This window comes from Nocardia sp. CA-145437 (genome assembly GCF_050956485.1).
In the GTDB taxonomy this organism is placed as follows: domain Bacteria; phylum Actinomycetota; class Actinomycetes; order Mycobacteriales; family Mycobacteriaceae; genus Nocardia.
This window is the reverse complement of the sequence record NZ_CP191204.1, coordinates 5904321-5920635: the sequence shown is the minus strand read 5'-3', so window position 1 is coordinate 5920635 and position 16315 is coordinate 5904321. Positions and strand designations below refer to the sequence as shown.

At 68.6% G+C, this 16315-nt stretch carries 16 protein-coding genes and 1 pseudogene; 7 read left to right on the top strand and 10 right to left on the bottom strand.

All coding sequences use genetic code 11. The annotated features are described in order from the left end of the window. Positions 1–133: 133 nt before the first annotated feature. The 3 genes from ACQPYY_RS27545 to ybaK all read right to left on the bottom strand — a co-directional run bounded on the left by ACQPYY_RS27545 (position 134) and on the right by ybaK (position 3015). Positions 134–1825 (bottom strand): MDR family MFS transporter, encoded by a 1692-nt coding sequence (locus ACQPYY_RS27545; RefSeq protein ID WP_433591542.1) that lies wholly within the window; start codon positions 1823–1825, stop codon positions 134–136. Beyond that, a complete protein-coding gene (locus tag ACQPYY_RS27540; RefSeq protein WP_379094128.1) occupies positions 1822–2367 on the bottom strand; it encodes a MarR family winged helix-turn-helix transcriptional regulator in 546 nt (181 codons plus the stop codon). The genes ACQPYY_RS27545 and ACQPYY_RS27540 overlap by 4 nt, the downstream gene beginning before the upstream one ends. A gap of 156 nt (positions 2368–2523) precedes the next feature. Then, a complete protein-coding gene (gene ybaK / locus ACQPYY_RS27535) occupies positions 2524–3015 on the bottom strand; it encodes a Cys-tRNA(Pro) deacylase (protein ID WP_379094131.1) in 492 nt (163 codons plus the stop codon). Positions 3016–3249: 234 nt separating this feature from the next. Here ybaK and ACQPYY_RS27530 point away from each other — a divergent pair, with 234 nt between their 5' ends. Both ACQPYY_RS27530 and rsrA read left to right on the top strand, forming a co-directional pair. Then, entirely contained in the window at positions 3250–3978 is a 729-nt protein-coding gene (locus ACQPYY_RS27530) for a sigma-70 family RNA polymerase sigma factor (RefSeq protein WP_379095821.1), read from the top strand. An 8-nt stretch (positions 3979–3986) separates the two neighbouring features. Continuing rightward, the gene (rsrA, locus tag ACQPYY_RS27525) at positions 3987–4256 is read left to right on the top strand and encodes a mycothiol system anti-sigma-R factor (protein ID WP_379095824.1); all 270 of its coding nucleotides are present in this window, start codon (positions 3987–3989) and stop codon (positions 4254–4256) included. Between the two features lie 82 nt (positions 4257–4338). On the opposite strand, the gene ACQPYY_RS27520 is transcribed toward rsrA, so the two are convergent. After that, positions 4339–4413, bottom strand: coding sequence for a 50S ribosomal protein bL37 (locus ACQPYY_RS27520; protein ID WP_153805149.1), 75 nt, complete (start codon positions 4411–4413; stop codon positions 4339–4341). A 90-nt stretch (positions 4414–4503) separates the two neighbouring features. On the opposite strand from ACQPYY_RS27520, the gene ACQPYY_RS27515 reads away from it, so the two are divergent. After that, positions 4504–4719: a biotin/lipoyl-binding carrier protein gene (locus ACQPYY_RS27515; RefSeq protein ID WP_213559751.1), complete on the top strand. Its 216-nt coding sequence runs from the start codon at positions 4504–4506 to the stop codon at positions 4717–4719. An 87-nt stretch (positions 4720–4806) separates the two neighbouring features. Next, positions 4807–6321 carry a sensor histidine kinase gene (locus ACQPYY_RS27510; RefSeq protein WP_357283632.1) on the top strand — a complete coding sequence of 505 codons (1515 nt, stop codon included), beginning with the start codon at positions 4807–4809 and terminating at the stop codon, positions 6319–6321. Between the two features lie 223 nt (positions 6322–6544). On the opposite strand, the gene ACQPYY_RS27505 is transcribed toward ACQPYY_RS27510, so the two are convergent. Next, on the bottom strand, positions 6545–6799 hold the full coding sequence (locus ACQPYY_RS27505) for a WhiB family transcriptional regulator (protein ID WP_033087439.1): 255 nt from the start codon (positions 6797–6799) through the stop codon (positions 6545–6547). Between the two features lie 255 nt (positions 6800–7054). Then, complete coding sequence (locus ACQPYY_RS27500) at positions 7055–7993, bottom strand: diacylglycerol/lipid kinase family protein (RefSeq protein WP_433591541.1); 939 nt, start codon at positions 7991–7993, stop codon at positions 7055–7057. Between the two features lie 208 nt (positions 7994–8201). On the opposite strand from ACQPYY_RS27500, the gene ACQPYY_RS27495 reads away from it, so the two are divergent. Next, a complete protein-coding gene (locus ACQPYY_RS27495) occupies positions 8202–8660 on the top strand; it encodes a hypothetical protein (RefSeq protein ID WP_433591540.1) in 459 nt (152 codons plus the stop codon). Positions 8661–8752: 92 nt separating this feature from the next. Here ACQPYY_RS27495 and ACQPYY_RS27490 read toward each other — a convergent pair whose 3' ends face one another. The 4 genes and pseudogenes from ACQPYY_RS27490 to ACQPYY_RS27475 form a co-directional block, all read right to left on the bottom strand. Further along, on the bottom strand, positions 8753–9232 hold the full coding sequence (locus ACQPYY_RS27490; protein WP_433591539.1) for an N-acetyltransferase family protein: 480 nt from the start codon (positions 9230–9232) through the stop codon (positions 8753–8755). Continuing rightward, positions 9229–9846, bottom strand: a complete 618-nt coding sequence (locus ACQPYY_RS27485; protein ID WP_379094144.1) for an acid phosphatase — start codon at positions 9844–9846, stop codon at positions 9229–9231. Before ACQPYY_RS27485 ends, ACQPYY_RS27490 begins: the two co-directional genes overlap by 4 nt. Before the next feature lie 167 nt (positions 9847–10013). After that, on the bottom strand, positions 10014–11237 hold the full coding sequence (locus tag ACQPYY_RS27480) for an Rv3212 family protein (RefSeq protein WP_433591538.1): 1224 nt from the start codon (positions 11235–11237) through the stop codon (positions 10014–10016). Positions 11238–12440: 1203 nt separating this feature from the next. Continuing rightward, positions 12441–13943 (bottom strand): annotated as a pseudogene (locus tag ACQPYY_RS27475) (DEAD/DEAH box helicase); the annotation flags it as partial. 484 nt (positions 13944–14427) lie between these two features. Between ACQPYY_RS27475 and ACQPYY_RS27470 the strand changes: the two are divergent. After that, positions 14428–15462, top strand: a complete 1035-nt coding sequence (locus tag ACQPYY_RS27470) for an alpha/beta fold hydrolase (protein WP_433591537.1) — start codon at positions 14428–14430, stop codon at positions 15460–15462. A 145-nt stretch (positions 15463–15607) separates the two neighbouring features. Beyond that, positions 15608–16297: a ferritin-like fold-containing protein gene (locus ACQPYY_RS27465; protein ID WP_433591536.1), complete on the top strand. Its 690-nt coding sequence runs from the start codon at positions 15608–15610 to the stop codon at positions 16295–16297. Positions 16298–16315: the final 18 nt, after the last annotated feature.

Below are 16315 nucleotides of genomic sequence, written 5' to 3'. Positions count from 1 at the left end.
GCGGACTGCACACGTTCACAACAACCTCACTGCTCGCTCCCCAGTAACTCACAGAGAACCGCCGGGATAGTGAAATGACAGTGCCCCCGCCGCGTCTCCGCGGCGAGGGCACTGTCGATTCGGTTGTCGCCGGTCAGACCGTCGCGGGATCCGCCTGCTCCGCGGCCTCGTCCCGGGCCTGGATGCCGCCCGCGGTCCGCAGCGGCACCTCCTTCCAGAACAGCACCAGGAGGAAGGCGATCAGCGCGACGCCGGTGGCCGCCAGGAACACCCGGTCCATGGACTCGGCGAAGCCCTCCTTGAACGGATGCGCCAGGGTCGGGTCCAGCTTCTGGATGACCGAGCTGTCGTTGAGCACCTGGTTCGCGACCGCCGGATCCTTGGCGACCAGGCCCTGGGCGACCTGCTTGTCGACCGGGTTGTCACTGGTCATGCCGTCCTTGATGGCCTGCACATAGGCGGGCTGCTGGGCGGCGGACTCGAGCGAGGTGGTGATGTTCGGGGCGAGCTGGGTGAACAGCACCGACAGGAACACCGCCACACCCAGGGTGCCGCCGATCTGCCGGAAGAAGGTCGCGGCGGCGGTGGACACGCCCATGTCCTTGGGCGGCAACGCGTTCTGCAGCGCCAGGGTCAGCGGCTGCATCAGGTTGCCCAGGCCGAAGCCGGTGATGGCCATGAAGATCATGACGATCCACAGCTTGGTGTCGGCCGAGACCAGGTGCAGCAGGAACAGGCCGGCGGTGAGCAGCCCCGCGCCGACCGGCGGGAAGTACTTGTACCGTCCGGTCCGCGAGATCAGCTGACCCGCCAGGATCGAGCCGGTCATCATGCCCGCGACCAGCGGCAGCATCAGCAGACCCGCCTTGGTCGGGCTCGCGCCCTGCACCACCTGCAGGTACTGCGGCAGCAGGGTGATGCCGCCGAACATGGCCGCACCGACCACCACCGAGATGAGCACGCCCAGGGCGAAGGTGGAGTTCTTGAACATGCGCAGCGGGATCAGCGCGGCGTCGCCCTGCCTGGCCTCGACCGCGATGAAGGTCAGCACGCCGAACGCGCCGAGGGCGTAGCAGATGATGGCATGTCCACTGGTCCAACCCCATTCGCGGCCCTGCTCGGCGATCACCAGCAGCGGCACCAGGCCGACGATCAGCGCCGAGATGCCCATCCAGTCGATGGCGACCTTGTTGCCGGGACGCTTGGGCAGCTTGAGCACGCGGGTCACCACGGCCAGCGCGAGGATGCCGACCGGCACGTTCACCAGGAACACCCAGCGCCAGCCGGTGACGCCCAGGATCTGGTCGGTGCCCGAGAGCAGACCGCCGATGACGGGTCCCACCACGCTGGAGGTGCCGAACACGGCCAGGAAGTAGCCCTGGTAGCGGGCGCGTTCCCGCGGGGACACGATGTCGCCCATGATGGTCAGCGCCAGCGACATCAGACCGCCCGCGCCCAGGCCCTGGAAGGCCCGGAAGGCGGCCAGTTGGTACATCGAGGTCGCCATGGAACAGGCCAGTGAACCGGCCACGAAGATGGTGATGGCGGCCAGGTAGAACGGCTTGCGGCCGTACATGTCCGACAGCTTGCCGTAGAGCGGGGTGGCCAGCGTCGAGGTGATCAGGTAGGCGGTGGTGACCCACGCCTGCGCCGAATAGCCCTGCAGCTCATCGGCGATGGTGCGGATGGAGGTCGACACGATGGTCTGATCGAGGGCGGCCAGCAGCATGCCCATCATCAGGCCGCTCATGATCACCAGGATCTGCTTGTGGGTGAAGCCGGCCGAATTGAGTTCCGGCTCTGCCGCTGTGGCTTGGGTTGTCACGAATTGCTCTCCGCGGGTTCGTAATAGGATTTCAGGTCTTTGTGGGCCGCGATATCGGCCAGCATGCGCTGCCGGGTCCCCTCGTAGCCGTCGACGAAGCGATGCAGCAGCCGGGAGAAGACCTCCCGTTCGCCGGGGGTCCAGTCGGTGAGCATGTCGCGCAGCGAGTCGTTGCGGCGGGCCCGGATCTGGGCGGCCACGGTGCGTCCCGCGGGGGTCACGTCGAGCACGCTGGCGCGGCCGTCGGCGGGGTCGGCGCGGCGCTCGATGAGTCCGCGCTTGACCAGGCTCGCGACCTGGCGGCTGATGGTCGAGGCGTCGGAGTAGAGAGCCTCGGCGAGCGCGCCCGAGCGTTTCGGGCCGCCGTGGATCAGCTGGAACAGGATGCTGAACGCGGCCGGTTCGATCTCGCCGCCGGTGAGGGCCGAGATCTGTGCGTTGGTGCGATCGCGCAGCTTGGTGAGCCGGGCGATCTCGTAGGCGATGGCATCGACAAGGCCGTCGTCGATGTCGGTGGTGGGCGCCGGGTCATCGTCGGTCACGGTCGGTCTCACCTCCTTGCGTCGGACAATTGCTTGTAAAAGGCAACTAGTTGTACGGCGCAAGTATTCCGACATAGTTGTCACTTGGCAAGGGATTTCCGGAGGTTGTGTCTCCGCTCACGGCCGAATCGGACAATTCGCCCATGAATCGGCAGGTCAGGCCACCGCGACCGCCGCGGTCACCGCCCCCGTCAACCGCACCAGATCCGCGGGCGCGAGCTCGATCTCCAGTCCGCGCCGGCCCGCGCTGCACAGCACCCGATCCCACTCCAGCGCCGAGGAATCGACGACCGTCGGCAGGCGCTTCTTCTGTCCCAGCGGCGAAATCCCGCCCAGCACATAGCCGGTCGTGCGCTCGGCCTTCGCCTTGTCCGCCATCGCCGCCTTGCCGCCGCCCAGCGCCGCGGCCGCCGCCTTCAGCGACAGCGTGGTCGGCACCGGCAGCACCGCCACCGCGAGCCCGCCCGAACCCAGCTCGATCACCAGCGTCTTGAAGATCTGCCCGGCGCTCACCCCGACCTCGGCCGCCAGCGCGTCCACCGCCTCCGCGCCGTACGAATCACTGCGCGGGTCATGGGCATACGCGTGCACCCGATGCTCCACCTTCGCCTGTACCAGGGCTTTGATCGCGGGAGTAGAAGCGGCCATGCGGCTCACCCTAGACACCGCGCGCAAGCCGATTTCAGAGTGTGGGAACAGGCGGAGCGTTCACCCTGTTGCATGCGATACGCGCTTCTCGGCAACCGTCGGGCCCACGGACCGGAAGCACTCGATCCCATGACCAAGGAGGAGTCGGTGTCCGTCCTGCTCGAGGAGCGACCAACCGGTTTCCGGGCCGAATCCCTGTTCGCGGTAGATTCAATTGCTACGGCGACCGAAGGGATTAGCGTGACGAGCGACGACGACATGGTCGATCGCCGGCGTGATGACGATGCGGACAGCATCGACGCCGGTGACGACCAAGCGGTCGACTATGACGACGAAGTGAGCGAATCCGGTGCCCGGAGCTCCGAATCGACGGCCGAACTGGCCGCCCGGTTCGAACGCGACGCGCTGCCGCTGCTGGACCAGCTCTACGGCGCGGCCCTGCGCATGACCCGCAACCCGGCCGATGCCGAGGACCTGGTGCAGGAGACCTTCGCCAAGGCCTACCAGGGCTTCAAGTCCTTCCGTGAGGGCACCAACCTGCGGGCCTGGCTGTACCGCATCCTCACCAACACCTACATCAACTCGTACCGGAAGAAGCAGCGCCAGCCCGCGCAGTATCCGACCGACGAGATCACCGACTGGCAGCTCGCCGCCACCGCCGAACACACCTCCCAGGGCCTGCGCTCCGCGGAGATGGAGGCGCTCGAGGCCCTGCCGGACGACGACATCAAGGCCGCTCTGCAGTCGCTGCCGGAGGAGTTCCGGATGGCGGTGTACTACGCCGACGTGGAGGGCTTCCCCTACAAGGAAATCGCCGAGATCATGGGTACTCCCATCGGTACTGTCATGTCCCGCCTGCACCGGGGCCGCAAGCAGCTCAAGGGCCTGCTCGCGGACGTGGCGCGGGAACGTGGATTCAACCGGTCGGGCAGCGATGCGGCGCGCGAGGAGGTAACCCAGTGAGCGACGAGATGGAAGAACTGGACTGCTCGGCGGTGCTCGCCGATGTGTGGCTGCTCCTGGACAACGAGTGCGACGAGACCGTCAAGGCCCGCCTGCGTGAGCACATCGACCGGTGTTCGCCGTGCGTGGAGGCCTACGGCCTGGAGGAGAAGCTCAAGTCGCTGCTGAACCGCAAGTGCGGCGGCGACCGCGCGCCCGATTCCCTGCGTCAGCGTCTGACCATGGAGATCCGGACCAGCTACACGGTCATCCAGACCCGGGCCGAAACGGCCGAATAAGACATCCCGGATACAGCCGAGCGGCACCCTTCCCCGGTGGGAAGTGGTGCCGCTCAGCAGTTTTCGAGCTTATCGAAGCAGCTCAGGCGTTAGGCCGCTTGCCGTGGTTGGCGGCATTCTTCTTGCGGCCACGCTTCTTACGTCCACGCTTACCCATAGGTAATCTCCCTTCAGTCGGTCGCCATTCTTTCACGGGTGATCTGCTGTACCTTCAGGGGCTACAGGTCACTCGAGACGAGAGGTGTTCATGGCTGAGGAAGTGCTGGCCGAGATGGTGTCGACCGTGCAGGAGATCCTGGTCTCCGTCGGCGACGAAGTGAAGGCCGACGACCCGGTGGTCATGCTCGAGTCGATGAAGATGGAGATCCCGGTCATCGTCGAGGGCCCCGGCACCGTGGCCTCGATCAACGTCAAGCCCGGCGACGTCCTGCAGCCCGGCGACCTCATCGCCGTCATCTCCTGAGATACGAGCCCTCAGCCGCTCCTGACGCATCCTTGCCGTGTCGCGTGGGAACATACACGCGACGTGGGAACAGAGGAGTGTGGGTGAATGTCGACCCTGAGTGAGCTACTGGCCGAGCACACCGATCTACCGGGCGCGGCCGTCGACCATTTGCAGCGGGTGGTGGGGGATTGGCAGCTGCTGGCGGATCTGTCCTTCGCGGATCTGCTGCTCTGGGTGGGGACCGGACCGGTGACCGAGGGCGCGGAGGTGGTCTGCGTGGCCCAGTGCCGACCCACCACCGCCCCCACCGTGCATCCGGAGGACCTGGTCGGCGGCTACGCCACCAAAGAGTCGAATCCGCACGTGTTCGAGGCCCTGCTGAACGCCGATATCCAGCGCTTCGAGGCCGACACCGCGCTGACCGGGGTCTATCACCCGCATCCCGTGCACGCCATGCGCGAGGCCATTCCGGTGCGGGTCGGCGACGACATCATCGCCGTCCTCGGGCGCGACACCGACACCCAGCGCCGCAAGATGCGGTCCAGTCTCGAGATCGCGTACATGTCCTGTGCCGACGACCTGTGCCAGATGGTCGCCGACGGCACCTGGCCGGCGCTCGAGGACCGCACCGGCTCGCACTCCAGTCCGCGCGCGGGCGACGGTTTCATCCGCCTCGACACCGAGGGCACCGTCGTCTACGCCAGCCCCAACGCGCTGTCGGCGTATCACCGCATGGGTCTGCAGAACGATCTGGTCGGCCAGGACCTGGCGCTGACCACCCGTTCGCTCATCACCGACCCGTTCGACGCGCAGGAGGTGGTGGGCGACATCCAGGCGGCCCTGGCCGGAAAGGGCGGGCGCCGAATGGAAGTCGAGGCGCGCGGCGCCACCGTGCTGCTGCGCACCCTCGTGCTGCGGCCGCACGGTGAGCTCGGCGGCGCCGCCGTGCTGGTCCGCGACGTGACCGAGGTGAAGCGCCGCGACCGCGCGCTGCTGTCCAAGGACGCCACCATCCGCGAGATCCACCATCGGGTGAAGAACAACCTGCAGACGGTGGCCGCGCTGCTGCGCCTGCAGGCCCGCCGCACCGAGAACGAGGAGGCCCGCCTGGCGCTGACCGAATCGGTCCGCCGGGTCACCTCCATCGCGTCCGTGCACGAAATGTTGTCGATGTCGGTTGACGAAGAGGTCGATCTGGACGAGGTGGTGGACCGCCTGCTGCCGATCATGGCCGATGTGGCGACCGTGCACACCGCCCGCATCAAGGTCCGCCGCGCCGGATCCCTGGGCGTCTTCTCCGCCGAACGCGCCACGCCGCTGGTCATGGTGCTGACCGAGCTGGTGCAGAACGCCATCGAGCACGCCTTCGACGCGGGTGAGAACGGTACGGTCACAATCCGTTCCGAGCGTTCGGCCCGCTGGCTCGACGTGATCATCAGCGACGACGGCCGCGGCCTGCCCGACGGATTCAGCCTGGAGGCCTCCGACCGGTTGGGCCTGCAAATCGTCCGCACACTGGTCACGGCGGAATTGGGCGGTTCGATCGGACTTCACCCCGGAGCCGATGTCGGAACCGACGCGGTGCTGCGAGTTCCGCTCGGCCGGCGCTCCGCGCGCTGAAATATCAACTTCGACGCATAAGTTCGGGCGTGAGCTGAAAAGCCGCGCCCGAACTTTCGTTCGAGGCGCGAATCCCGTTGATCGGGAATTGCCGGGAATTCGTGTCCCCGAGAGGTGGTCTTCCCCTTTACACACTGAAGCCCGGCACCTGTGTTGGTGCCGGGCCGAATTGCGCTGCGGCCCCGAGGCTGGGGTGGGCCGTAACGCCTTGTCGTCTAGGTGGTTAGACGACGCTGCGGGTGCGCGTGCGCGCGTTGCGACGCTTCAGCGCGCGACGCTCGTCCTCGCTCATTCCACCCCACACGCCGGCATCCTGGCCCGACTTCAGGGCCCAGGAAAGGCAGTCAGCGGTGACAGGGCAGCGAGCGCAGACCAGCTTGGCATCGGCAATCTGCGCGAGCGCCGGACCACTGTTACCCACCGGGAAGAACAGCTCGGGGTCCTCGTCGCGACAGATGGCCTTGTGGCGCCAGTCCATTCCTCTGCTCCTTTGCTAGGGCGCGCATGGCGCTGCCCCTCGGGTTTGTGGTCCGTTCACTTGTGCGACTCGAATGTTTCCGCACGGTTGCTTGTGAATGCTTTCACGAACACCGTAGATGTCAATAGATACCTGGTGCACCGTGGGGAAGCTCACGCTGTAAGACCCCTACATGGGGGTCCGCCGTGTCATTTGTACTCGGTCTAGCGGGTTTTCGCAGCGCAACAACGAGTTTTCTCAGGTGTGTCGAGCCGGCTAGGGCTTGGGCGCGACCACACCGAGGATATCCGGGACGGCTGTGAAATTCACCATGTTGCGTCGACCGATGAAGTCGCCGTCGATTTGCAACCCGATCGGTTCTTCCGCCGTGACGGTTACGCCCGGTACGTCGTCCTCGCGAAACAATGTGTGGCCCTTGGGATCCCCCTGGGTCGCCAGCAACTGTCTCGCGACCATCAAGGTGGGGAGAACTCCCATGGTGCGCATGGCAAACACCCCGAGACCGGATTCGAATGTGGTCCCCGGGTTGGTGACCACGGGCGTGTTGTCGAGGTACGTCCAGGGGCTGGCGTTGGTAACGAATGCGTAATGCACATCCGTGACCGGTTCGTGACCTGGAATGTCCAAGGTCACTTGCGGGGCACGGCGTTTGGCCCGGAAGAACTGCTTGACCGTGGTGCGCAGATAACGAGCGGGCGTGGCCGCCTTGCCCTTCGCGCGCTTCTCGTCGATGGCCTCGCACACATCCGCGTCCAGGCCCACTCCCGCGCTGAAGCAGAACCAGCGATCGTCGGCAACGCCCAGACCGATGCGGCGGTCCGCGCTGTCGGCCACCAGATCGATCAGCTGATTGGTCGCGGTCACCGGATCCGGCTCGATGCCGAGCGAGCGCGCGAACACGTTCGCCGAACCGCCGGGAATGATGCCCAGCCGCGGCAGCCATTCACGCTGCGGCTGTCCGGGCAGCGGGAGGAAGCCGTTGATGGTCTCGTTCACGGTGCCGTCGCCGCCGTGCACCACGATCAGATCCATCCGATTGTCAGCGGCCCAGCTCGCCAATTCGGCGGCGTGCCCCCGGTGCTCGGTGTGGCGGACGGTGAGTTCGGTGCGGCTTTCCAGTGCGTGGGCGAGTAGATCGCGAGTGGACCGAGTGGTCGAAGTGGCATTCGGGTTCACGATCAGGAGCGTCCGCACGGTGCCATTCTGCCTCCGCTTCGCTCCGGCCGGTTCGCGGCCCCGAAGTCTCGTTCTTCCCTCCTCCGTTCCTCCGCTTCCGCTTCGAGCGCGGGAGGCGGAGCGCAGTCCGGAACGAGACGGCCGCGAACCTTCCAGTGCCAGTTCTCAACTGGTCGAACGCCGTGCGGGTGCGTTCGCCAACGACGCTCGGTCGTAGGCTGGGGGCGTGGCTGAGCAGAACCAGGGCGAGAGCAAGTCGGCGGGCGACACCGGGGGCGGGACCGCGCAGGCCGGGGGCGTGCCCGCGACCGTGCGGGTCGCGGGGGCGCTGGTCGCGCTCGAGGGCGCGGCCGGGCTGGTGGCGATGGTCATCCTGATCGTCGTCGGCCTGAACGGGGAGGCGCAGAGCGCGAAGAACAGCTATCTCACCGCCGGGTACGCGGCGATCCTCGGCGGCGCGGTGCTGGCGGCGGGGCTCACGCTCATGCGCGGCAAGCGGTGGGGCCGGGCGCTGGCCACATTGACCCAGCTGTTGCTGCTCGGTGTCGCGTATTACATGTTCACCTCGGGGCGGCCCGAATTCGGGACGCCGCTGGGGTTGCTGGCGCTGGGCACCCTGGGCGCGCTGTTCGCGCCCGCCTCGGTCAAGTGGATGGCCGAGGGGTACGGCGCGGACGCGGAGTAGCGCCGCGCGCCCGGCTCAGCGGCCGCTGAGCCGATTTTTGGACGCTCGCCCACCTCCTGGGTGAGCGAGCGCTTTCCCGGGCCTCTCGGCTCTCAGTCGTCGGCGTGCGTCGCGAGGCGCGCCAGGGGAGCGCCGGCAAGCCGGTAGCCGGTCCACTCGTGCTGATGCTCGGCCCCGATGGACCGGTAGAAGTCGATGCTCGGGGTGTTCCAGGTGAGGACCGACCAGTCCACCCGCGCGTACCCCTGCTCCACGGCCTCGCGGGCCAGCGTCGCCAGCAGGCTCTTGCCCAGCCCGCGCCCGCGCGCCTCCGGCTTGACGTAGAGATCCTCCAGGTAGATCCCGTGCACGCCCTTCCAGGTGGAGTAGTTCAGGAACCAGATGGCGCAGCCCACCACGCCGTGATCGCTCTCGGCGACATGCGCGTACAGCGCGGGCGTGGGCCCGAACAGCGCGATCCGGAGCTGCTCCTCGGTGAGCGTGCACTCCTCGGGGGCCTTCTCGTACTCGGCCAGATCGTGGACCAGACCCACCAGCGCGGGAACGTCGTCGGGTGTGGCGCGGCGGATCATGCGGAGGTCCCTTCCATCGGGTCGAGCGGCGCGACCAGGTTGTGCGCGAGCACGGTTCGCGCTCGATGATCGTGTCCCAGCACCGTAACCGCGGCCGTGGACAGGAAGAACCGGCGGCCCTCGGTCACCTCGAACTCGGCCCAGCGAGCGATGAGGGCCCGCGAGAAGTGACCGTGCCCGACCAGCACCACGTCGCGGGTGGCGAGTTCGGGAATGACCGTGGCCAGCACGTGGTCGGCGCGTTTACGGACCTGGTCGTCGGTCTCGCCCTCGGGGACCTCCCCGGTCCAGATGGTCCAGCCGGGCGACATCCGCTGGATCTCCGGCGTGGTCAGGCCCTCGTATTCGCCGTAGTCCCACTCGACCAGGTCGTCGTCCACGATGACCCCGGTCAGCCCGGCCAGTTCGGCGGTCCGCAGCGCCCGCTGCCGGGGACTGCTGAGCACCAGGGGATTCGACAGGTCCAGGTCGTACAGCAGTTTTCCGGCCGCCCGGGCCTGGGCCTCACCGATCTCGGTGAGCGGCACATCGGTCCGCCCGGTGTGGCGGCGCGCGGCCGACCAGGCCGTCTCCCCGTGTCGAAGCAATACCAGCCGGAATTCGCCACCGCTCATGAATCGATCATGCGCCACCGCCTCCCCGAATACTCAGCGGGCGACGGATTGCCGTCGGAATTGAGCACCCGGGCCCGCGGCTGGGAGCCGATCCGACCCTGGGCGTCCCCGGGGGAGAGCTATCCCGACCGTCGCGAAATCAGCTGGCGCGGTGACCTACGAGGGCCTCAGGGGCGGGCGCCGACTCCGTACACCTGTGTGCCGCGGCGTTCCAGGAACACGGTGCCCGACACCCCGAGCGAGATGGGTTCCTTGTGGTAGTCGCTGCGCTGCAGCGGGATTCGCGACAGCTGGGCACCGGTGGCGGGATCCAGGATGGCCAGCCCGTCCGGGATCGGGGCGATCAGCTGGCCGGACATCAGCGCGGCGGTGCCGAGCACATTGTGGGTGCCCCACAGCGGGTCCAGGGTGGAGAGGTTCAGCGCGACCAGCGCCTCACCGGTGAAGACGAAGTAGCCCGACGACAGCCGCGCCACCATGGCGGTGTCGGAGAACGCCGGCATCTGGTGCGTGGCAATCAGATTGCCGTTCACGTCGTAGAGCGCGAGAACCGGTGTGGTGGACGGGGTTCCGGGTAGGTAGAGCGCGATCCTGGTGTCGGACACCGCGATCACCTTCGCCCCGTCGACCGCGCCGCCCGGCTCGGTGAGCACGTGCGAGCTGTACTCCTCCGGCGTGGTGCCGTCCTTCGGCGCGGGATTGAGGATGGTCAGTCGCGCGGCCGCCTCGTTCGGGCAGCGTTCCAGCACCGCCACCCGGCTCGGCGCCGAAGCCGACGACACCAGGGCGCACCCGCTGCGCGGCTGGGTGTGCGGGTTCACCGGGGCGTCGACATAGCCGTACTCGAGGGTGCGAACCATGTCCGAACGCCACAGTTCCAGCCGCCGCGGACCCTGCGCCAGCATGTAGGTGCTGTCGGGGGCCAGCGTGATCTTGTCGTCCATGTAGCTGGACCGGGCCGCCACCCGAGAGCCGTTCTCGGCGTTGAGCAGTGTGGTCTGACTGCATCCGCGCTGATCCTTGTAGGTGGCGATGACCGTGCCGAACTGGACCTCCACCGCGCACAGCGGCAGATCCCGCTCGTAGGTCCACACCTGCTCACCGGTGCGGGGATCGCGCCCCGACACCGTGCCGCCGTCGGCGGTGACGGCCACGCCGCCCACCACCAACGACCGCTGGGTCGCCCCGTCGGGGGCATGCCACAGCTCGGCGACCTGCTGGGGTACCGGATCGGTGGAGATCGGCGCGGGCAGGGTGCGGGTGGCCGTACTGGCGTGGGTACCGCGAACACCGCTGGTCAGCACCACGACCACTGTCGCGATCGCCACCAGAGCGGCGATCGCGACAGCAGTGAGAATATCGGCGCGCGTCCGCCGCTCGGGTGCGAGCACGACAGCGAGAGTAGCCGATCCGCCCGACTAGGCCGAGGCCGCGACCGCGGTGTCGGCCACCGTGACGGCGCCCTCCGCCCCGTCCTCGGTCTTCTTGCGACGCGTCCGCTTCACCGGGGCCGCCGTGGAACCGCTTGTCGCGGTACCCGGCTCGACGGCCTCGACCTCGGACGTCGCCGCCGCCTTCACGGCCTTGCGAACCCGCTTCTTCGGCGCCTCCGCCTCGGCCACGACCTCACCGGTCGCGGCGGAGGCCTTCTTCGTCGCGGTCTTGGCCTTGGCGGGCGCGGCCTTCGCGGCGGTGGACTTCGCCTTGCCGTTGGCAGCCGGTTCCGTCGTGCTGTCGGCGGATTCGGCCTGGGTGTCGGCGGCAGCGGCGGCGACCTTGCGAGTCCGCTTGGCCGGCGCCTTCTTCGGCGCCTCGTCCGCCGCGACGGCGTCGACGACAGCGGCGGTCTCGGCCGCGGCCTTGCGAGTGCGCTTGCGCGGCGCGCTCTTCGGAGCCTCGGCGGAGTCCTCCGCGACCACCTCGACAGCGGCCTTGGCGCGGCTCGCCCGCTTCTTCGGCGCGGCCATGGCGACCTCGCCCGAATCATCCTTGGCCTCGGCCGCTACCGCGGCGTCCGCCGCGACGGCGGAACCGTTTGCGCCGGTGGCGGATTCGGTGGTGGCCTTGGTCCGAGTGGACCGCTTGCGCGGTGCCGCGGTCTCGGGCGCCGTCTCGGCGGCCCCGGCGGTCTCGGGCTTCGGGTCCGCCGCGGCGCTGTCGGTGGCAGCCACCGAACCGGCCTCGGCCGTGGCCTTGCGGCGGACGCGCTTGCGCGGCGCTTCCGCATCCTGCGACGCGGCCTCGACCGCCACGACCTCGGCGCTCGCCGAATGCTCGTCGGCCACCGGCGCGGCCGCCTTGGCGCCACGAGTGCGCTTGCGCGAAGCCGCCGTCGGGGGCGCGTCCGCACCGGAATCGGCCGTCGCGACCGCCGCGGGAGCCTGGTCCTGCGCCACGACGGGAGCCGACGTGGCCGGAGGCGCGTCGACGGTGGTGGCCGCGACCTCGGTGGCGACGGTGCTCGCGCCGGAGTCGGCCGAACCCCGCCCGCGGCGGTTGCGTCGGCGGTTGCGGCCGCCCTCGGCGGCTGCCTCGCCCGCCGGTTCACCGGCGGCTTCGGTCTCCACCGAGGTGGTGGCCTGGACCGTGCCGGTGGCCTCCGCTCCGTTCGCGCCGCCCTTGCCGCGACGGCGGCGGCGCCGACGGCGGCCGGTCTTCTCCGGGTCGCCGGTGGTCGAATCCGTCTCGGCGGCAACGGTTTCGGTGGTGGTGGCGGCCGGAGCCGCGTCACCCTCGGCACGGCCGCCACGGGTGCGCCGGCGATTGCGTTCACGGGGCGCGCGGCGTTCGCGTTCGACGACGACGGCGTCCTCGTCGCGCGGGGCCGGGCTCTTGCGCACGGTGCCGGTGACGCCCTGCGGGATGCCGAGCTCCTCGTACAGGTGCGGGGAGCGGGAGTAGGTCTCCGCCGGTTCCGGAATGCCGAGGCCCAGGGCCTTGTCGATCATGGCCCAGCGGTTCAGCTCGTCCCAGTCGACCAGGGTGACCGCGACGCCGGTCTTGCCCGCGCGGCCGGTGCGGCCGATGCGGTGCACGTAGGTCTTCTCGTCCTCGGGGCACTGGTAGTTGACGACGTGGGTGACGTCATCGATGTCGATGCCGCGGGCGGCCACGTCGGTGGCGACCAGCACGTCGATCTTGCCTTCGCGGAACTTCTTCAGCGCCTTCTCGCGGGCGATCTGCCCGAGGTCGCCGTGTACCGCGCCGACCGCGAAGCCGCGCTCGGCCAGATCGTCGGCGACCTTCTGCGCGGTCCGCTTGGTGCGCGCGAAAATCATTGTCGCGCCGCGGGTCTCGGCCTGCAGAATGCGGGCGACCAGCTCGCTCTTGTCGAGCGCGTGCGCCCGGTAGATCAGCTGGGTGATCCGGTCGTGCACCGCGGATTCGTGGTGCTCCTCGGCGCGGATGTGGGTGGGCCGGCTCAGGAAGGTGCGGGCCAGGGTGATGATCGGGCCCGGCATGGTGGCCGAGAACAGCAGGGTCTGCCGCTGCTCGGGGACCATGTTCAGGATCCGCTCGATATCGGGCAGGAAGCCCAGGTCGAGCATTTCGTCGGCCTCGTCGAGGACGAGCACCTCCACCTTGCCCAGGATCAGGTGATTCTGCTGGGCCAGATCCAGCAGGCGGCCCGGGGTGCCGACGACCACGTCGACGCCGGCGCGCAGCGCCGCGATCTGGGTGTCGTAGGGGCGGCCGCCGTAGATGGCGGTCACGCGGACCGGGGTGCCCTGGTCGTCCTTCAGGTACTTGCTGGCGTTCTCCAGATCCTCGGTGACCTGCATGCAGAGCTCGCGGGTCGGAACGATGATCAGGGCGCGCGGGGTGCCGTCGAGGGTCTTGGTGCCGGAGCCGGCGGTGGCGATCCGGTTCAGCAGCGGCACACCGAAACCGAAGGTCTTACCCATACCGGTGCGGGCCTGGCCGATGAGATCCTCACCGGCCAGCGCGAGCGGCAGGGTGAGTTCCTGAATGGCGAAAGTGCGTTCGATGCCGATGTCGGCGAGGGCCCGGACGATTTCGGGGCGCACGCCCAATTCGGCGAAAGTGGGAGCGAGGTGGGTGTCGTCGAGTTCCGCGGTCAGCAGCGTGTCCGCCACACCCGGTTCCTGCTCTACGGTGATCTTGCTCAGGTTCTTGCCTTTCCTCGTTTATCGCGTCTCGCGCGCACGAGGCGTGGGGCGGACCCGGACGGCCCGCGACGACCACTAGATCCGGTTTCTCGCCGCTGCTGGGATGCCTGTCCCGGGGATGGGCGTCGACCTGGCGCGGCGGTGCAGTGCTGCGGATCGGAGTGCGCGCACATTTTCCATGGACTGGCGGGTATGAATTTCCACCGTCCGCGGAGATTGTAGCGTGATACGACCTTCGCCCTGTTTTCCGCCACCGCCGATGTGCGGCATTATTACGCTGGTAGGCGCGCTTATCGATATCCGATACGGGTCTGATCCGGGGTTTCGCAGTAGCGTTAATGATTGCGGCGCACCATAATTCGGTCCGAGAGCGGGTGTGGACCGCGCGACCGGCAGTTGAGTTGCTCACATGTGTGATACGTCGTGTACCACTATCTGTCATGGTGGTGCCGTGAGCTTGGCAGACACCGTGACAACCGCAGCGCGCAACGCGTGGGCCCTGACGTTCGGCGACGGCATCGAGGCCCCCGACCCCACCCCCTCGACGGTGCTGTCCGACGCGCCGCACCGCGAACTGCGCCGCTACGACGGCGCGGGCCCCGACGATCCGGCCGTGCTGCTGGTGCCGCCGCTGGCCGCGCCCGCCTTCTGCTTCGACCTGCGCCCCGACCAGAGCCTGGCCCGGTTCCTCCTGGACTCCGGCCGCGCCCCCTACCTGGTCGACTACGGCGACATCACCTTCGACGACCGCCGCATGGGGTTCGAGACCTGGATCGACGACATCCTGCCCGAGGCCATCCGCCAGGTGTCCGCCGATCGCGGCGGCCGCCCGGTGGACCTGGTGGGCTGGTCCATCGGCGGAGTGCTGGCCCTCCTGACCGCCGCGGCCGACCAGACGCTGCCCATCCGCTCGATCACCGCGGTGGGCGCGCCCCTGAGCTACGACCACATGTTCGGCGCGCGCGAGCTCCGCTCCCTGGCCCGCCTCGACGGCGGCCGCACCGCGACCACCGCGATCCGCGCCCTCGGCGGCGTCTCGGCGCAGATCACCCGGTTCGCCTACCGGGCCACCGCCTGGAACCGGGAACTCGAGCGCCCGCTCTTCATCGCGAGCAATATCGCCGACACCGCGACCCTGGCCCGGATGGAGACCATCGACCGGTTCCAGAATTCGCTGCCCGGGTATCCGGGACGGTTCTACAACCAGCTGTGGGGTCGCTTCATCCTCAACAACGACATCGGCCAGGGCGGGCTGCGGCTGGGCGAGCGCGCGATCGCGCTGGCCGAGGTCACCCAGCCGGTGCTGCTGGTCGGCGGACCGCAGGACGCGATCACCGCGGCCGCCGCCGTGGAGCACGGAACGAAGACCCTGACCGGATCGCCGGATGTGCGGTACGAGACCGCACCCGGCTCGCACCTCGGCATTCTCCTCGCCCGTGACACCACGTGGACCTATCTGGACAAGTTCCTGCGCGACCTGGCCTGATCGAGGCCCGGCGGGTTGTGAACGGCACCGGCGGGTTGTGAACAACTCTGTGGCGCAATGCTTTTCGAGTAAGTCGAGAGTGCGCTCGCGACCCGCCCCTCGATGGGTGAATGCACGGCGTTTTCTGGGGCTAGGGTGGGGACCCATGGGAGCAAACTCGTCCACCGCCCCGGAGCCCACGGGCCACCTCATCGCCGCCGAACACCCGGGTGTCACCGACCTCTTCGCCGTCCTCGCCTATGGCGAGATCTCCGCCTTCTACCGTCTCGCCGAAGAGGCCAAGCTGTCGCCCACGCTGCGCGGCAAGGTGGCCGTCGCCAAGATGGCGGGTAACGAGGCCGAGCATTTCCGGACCCTGGAACGCGCCCTCGCCGACCGTGGTAGGGACGTCTTCGACGCCATGGCCCCCTTCGTGCGCGCCCTGGACGCCTATCACGCCTCCACCGACCCCTCCACCTGGCTGGAGTCGATGGTCAAGTTCTACGTCGGTGACGGCATCGCCGCCGACTTCTACACCGAGATCGCCGGCGCCCTGGCTCCCGAGGTCGCCGACGTGGTGCGCGACGTGCTGGCCGAGACCAACCACTCCGAGTTCGTGATCGAGGAGGTGCGCGGCGCGGTCGCGCAGAACCGGTCCGAGCGCGACCGGCTGGCGCTGTGGGGCCGCCGGCTGCTGGGCGAGGCGATCACCCAGGCGCAGTACGTGATGGCCCAGCGCGACGAGCTGACCGAGCTGGTGCTCACCGCGACCGGCGACCTGAACGGCATCGCCACGCTGTTCGAGCACATGCAGAACAGCCACACCGAGCGCATGCGCGTGCTCGGCCTGGGCTGAGTTTCGCTATCAGCGCAG

Bases quoted from the DNA above. Each gene is read 5' to 3' on its own strand.
- ACQPYY_RS27490 (WP_433591539.1), bottom strand. From the start codon at position 9,232: ATGATCCGCCGCGCCACACCCGACGACGTTCCCGCGCTGGTGGGTCTG.
- ACQPYY_RS27510 (WP_357283632.1), top strand. From the start codon at position 4,807: ATGTCGACCCTGAGTGAGCTACTGGCCGAGCACACCGATCTACCGGGC.
- ACQPYY_RS27505 (WP_033087439.1), bottom strand. From the start codon at position 6,799: ATGGACTGGCGCCACAAGGCCATCTGTCGCGACGAGGACCCCGAGCTG.
- ACQPYY_RS27485 (WP_379094144.1), bottom strand. From the start codon at position 9,846: ATGAGCGGTGGCGAATTCCGGCTGGTATTGCTTCGACACGGGGAGACG.
- rsrA (WP_379095824.1), top strand. From the start codon at position 3,987: ATGGAAGAACTGGACTGCTCGGCGGTGCTCGCCGATGTGTGGCTGCTC.
- ybaK (WP_379094131.1), bottom strand. From the start codon at position 3,015: ATGGCCGCTTCTACTCCCGCGATCAAAGCCCTGGTACAGGCGAAGGTG.
- ACQPYY_RS27465 (WP_433591536.1), top strand. From the start codon at position 15,608: ATGGGAGCAAACTCGTCCACCGCCCCGGAGCCCACGGGCCACCTCATC.
- ACQPYY_RS27515 (WP_213559751.1), top strand. From the start codon at position 4,504: ATGGCTGAGGAAGTGCTGGCCGAGATGGTGTCGACCGTGCAGGAGATC.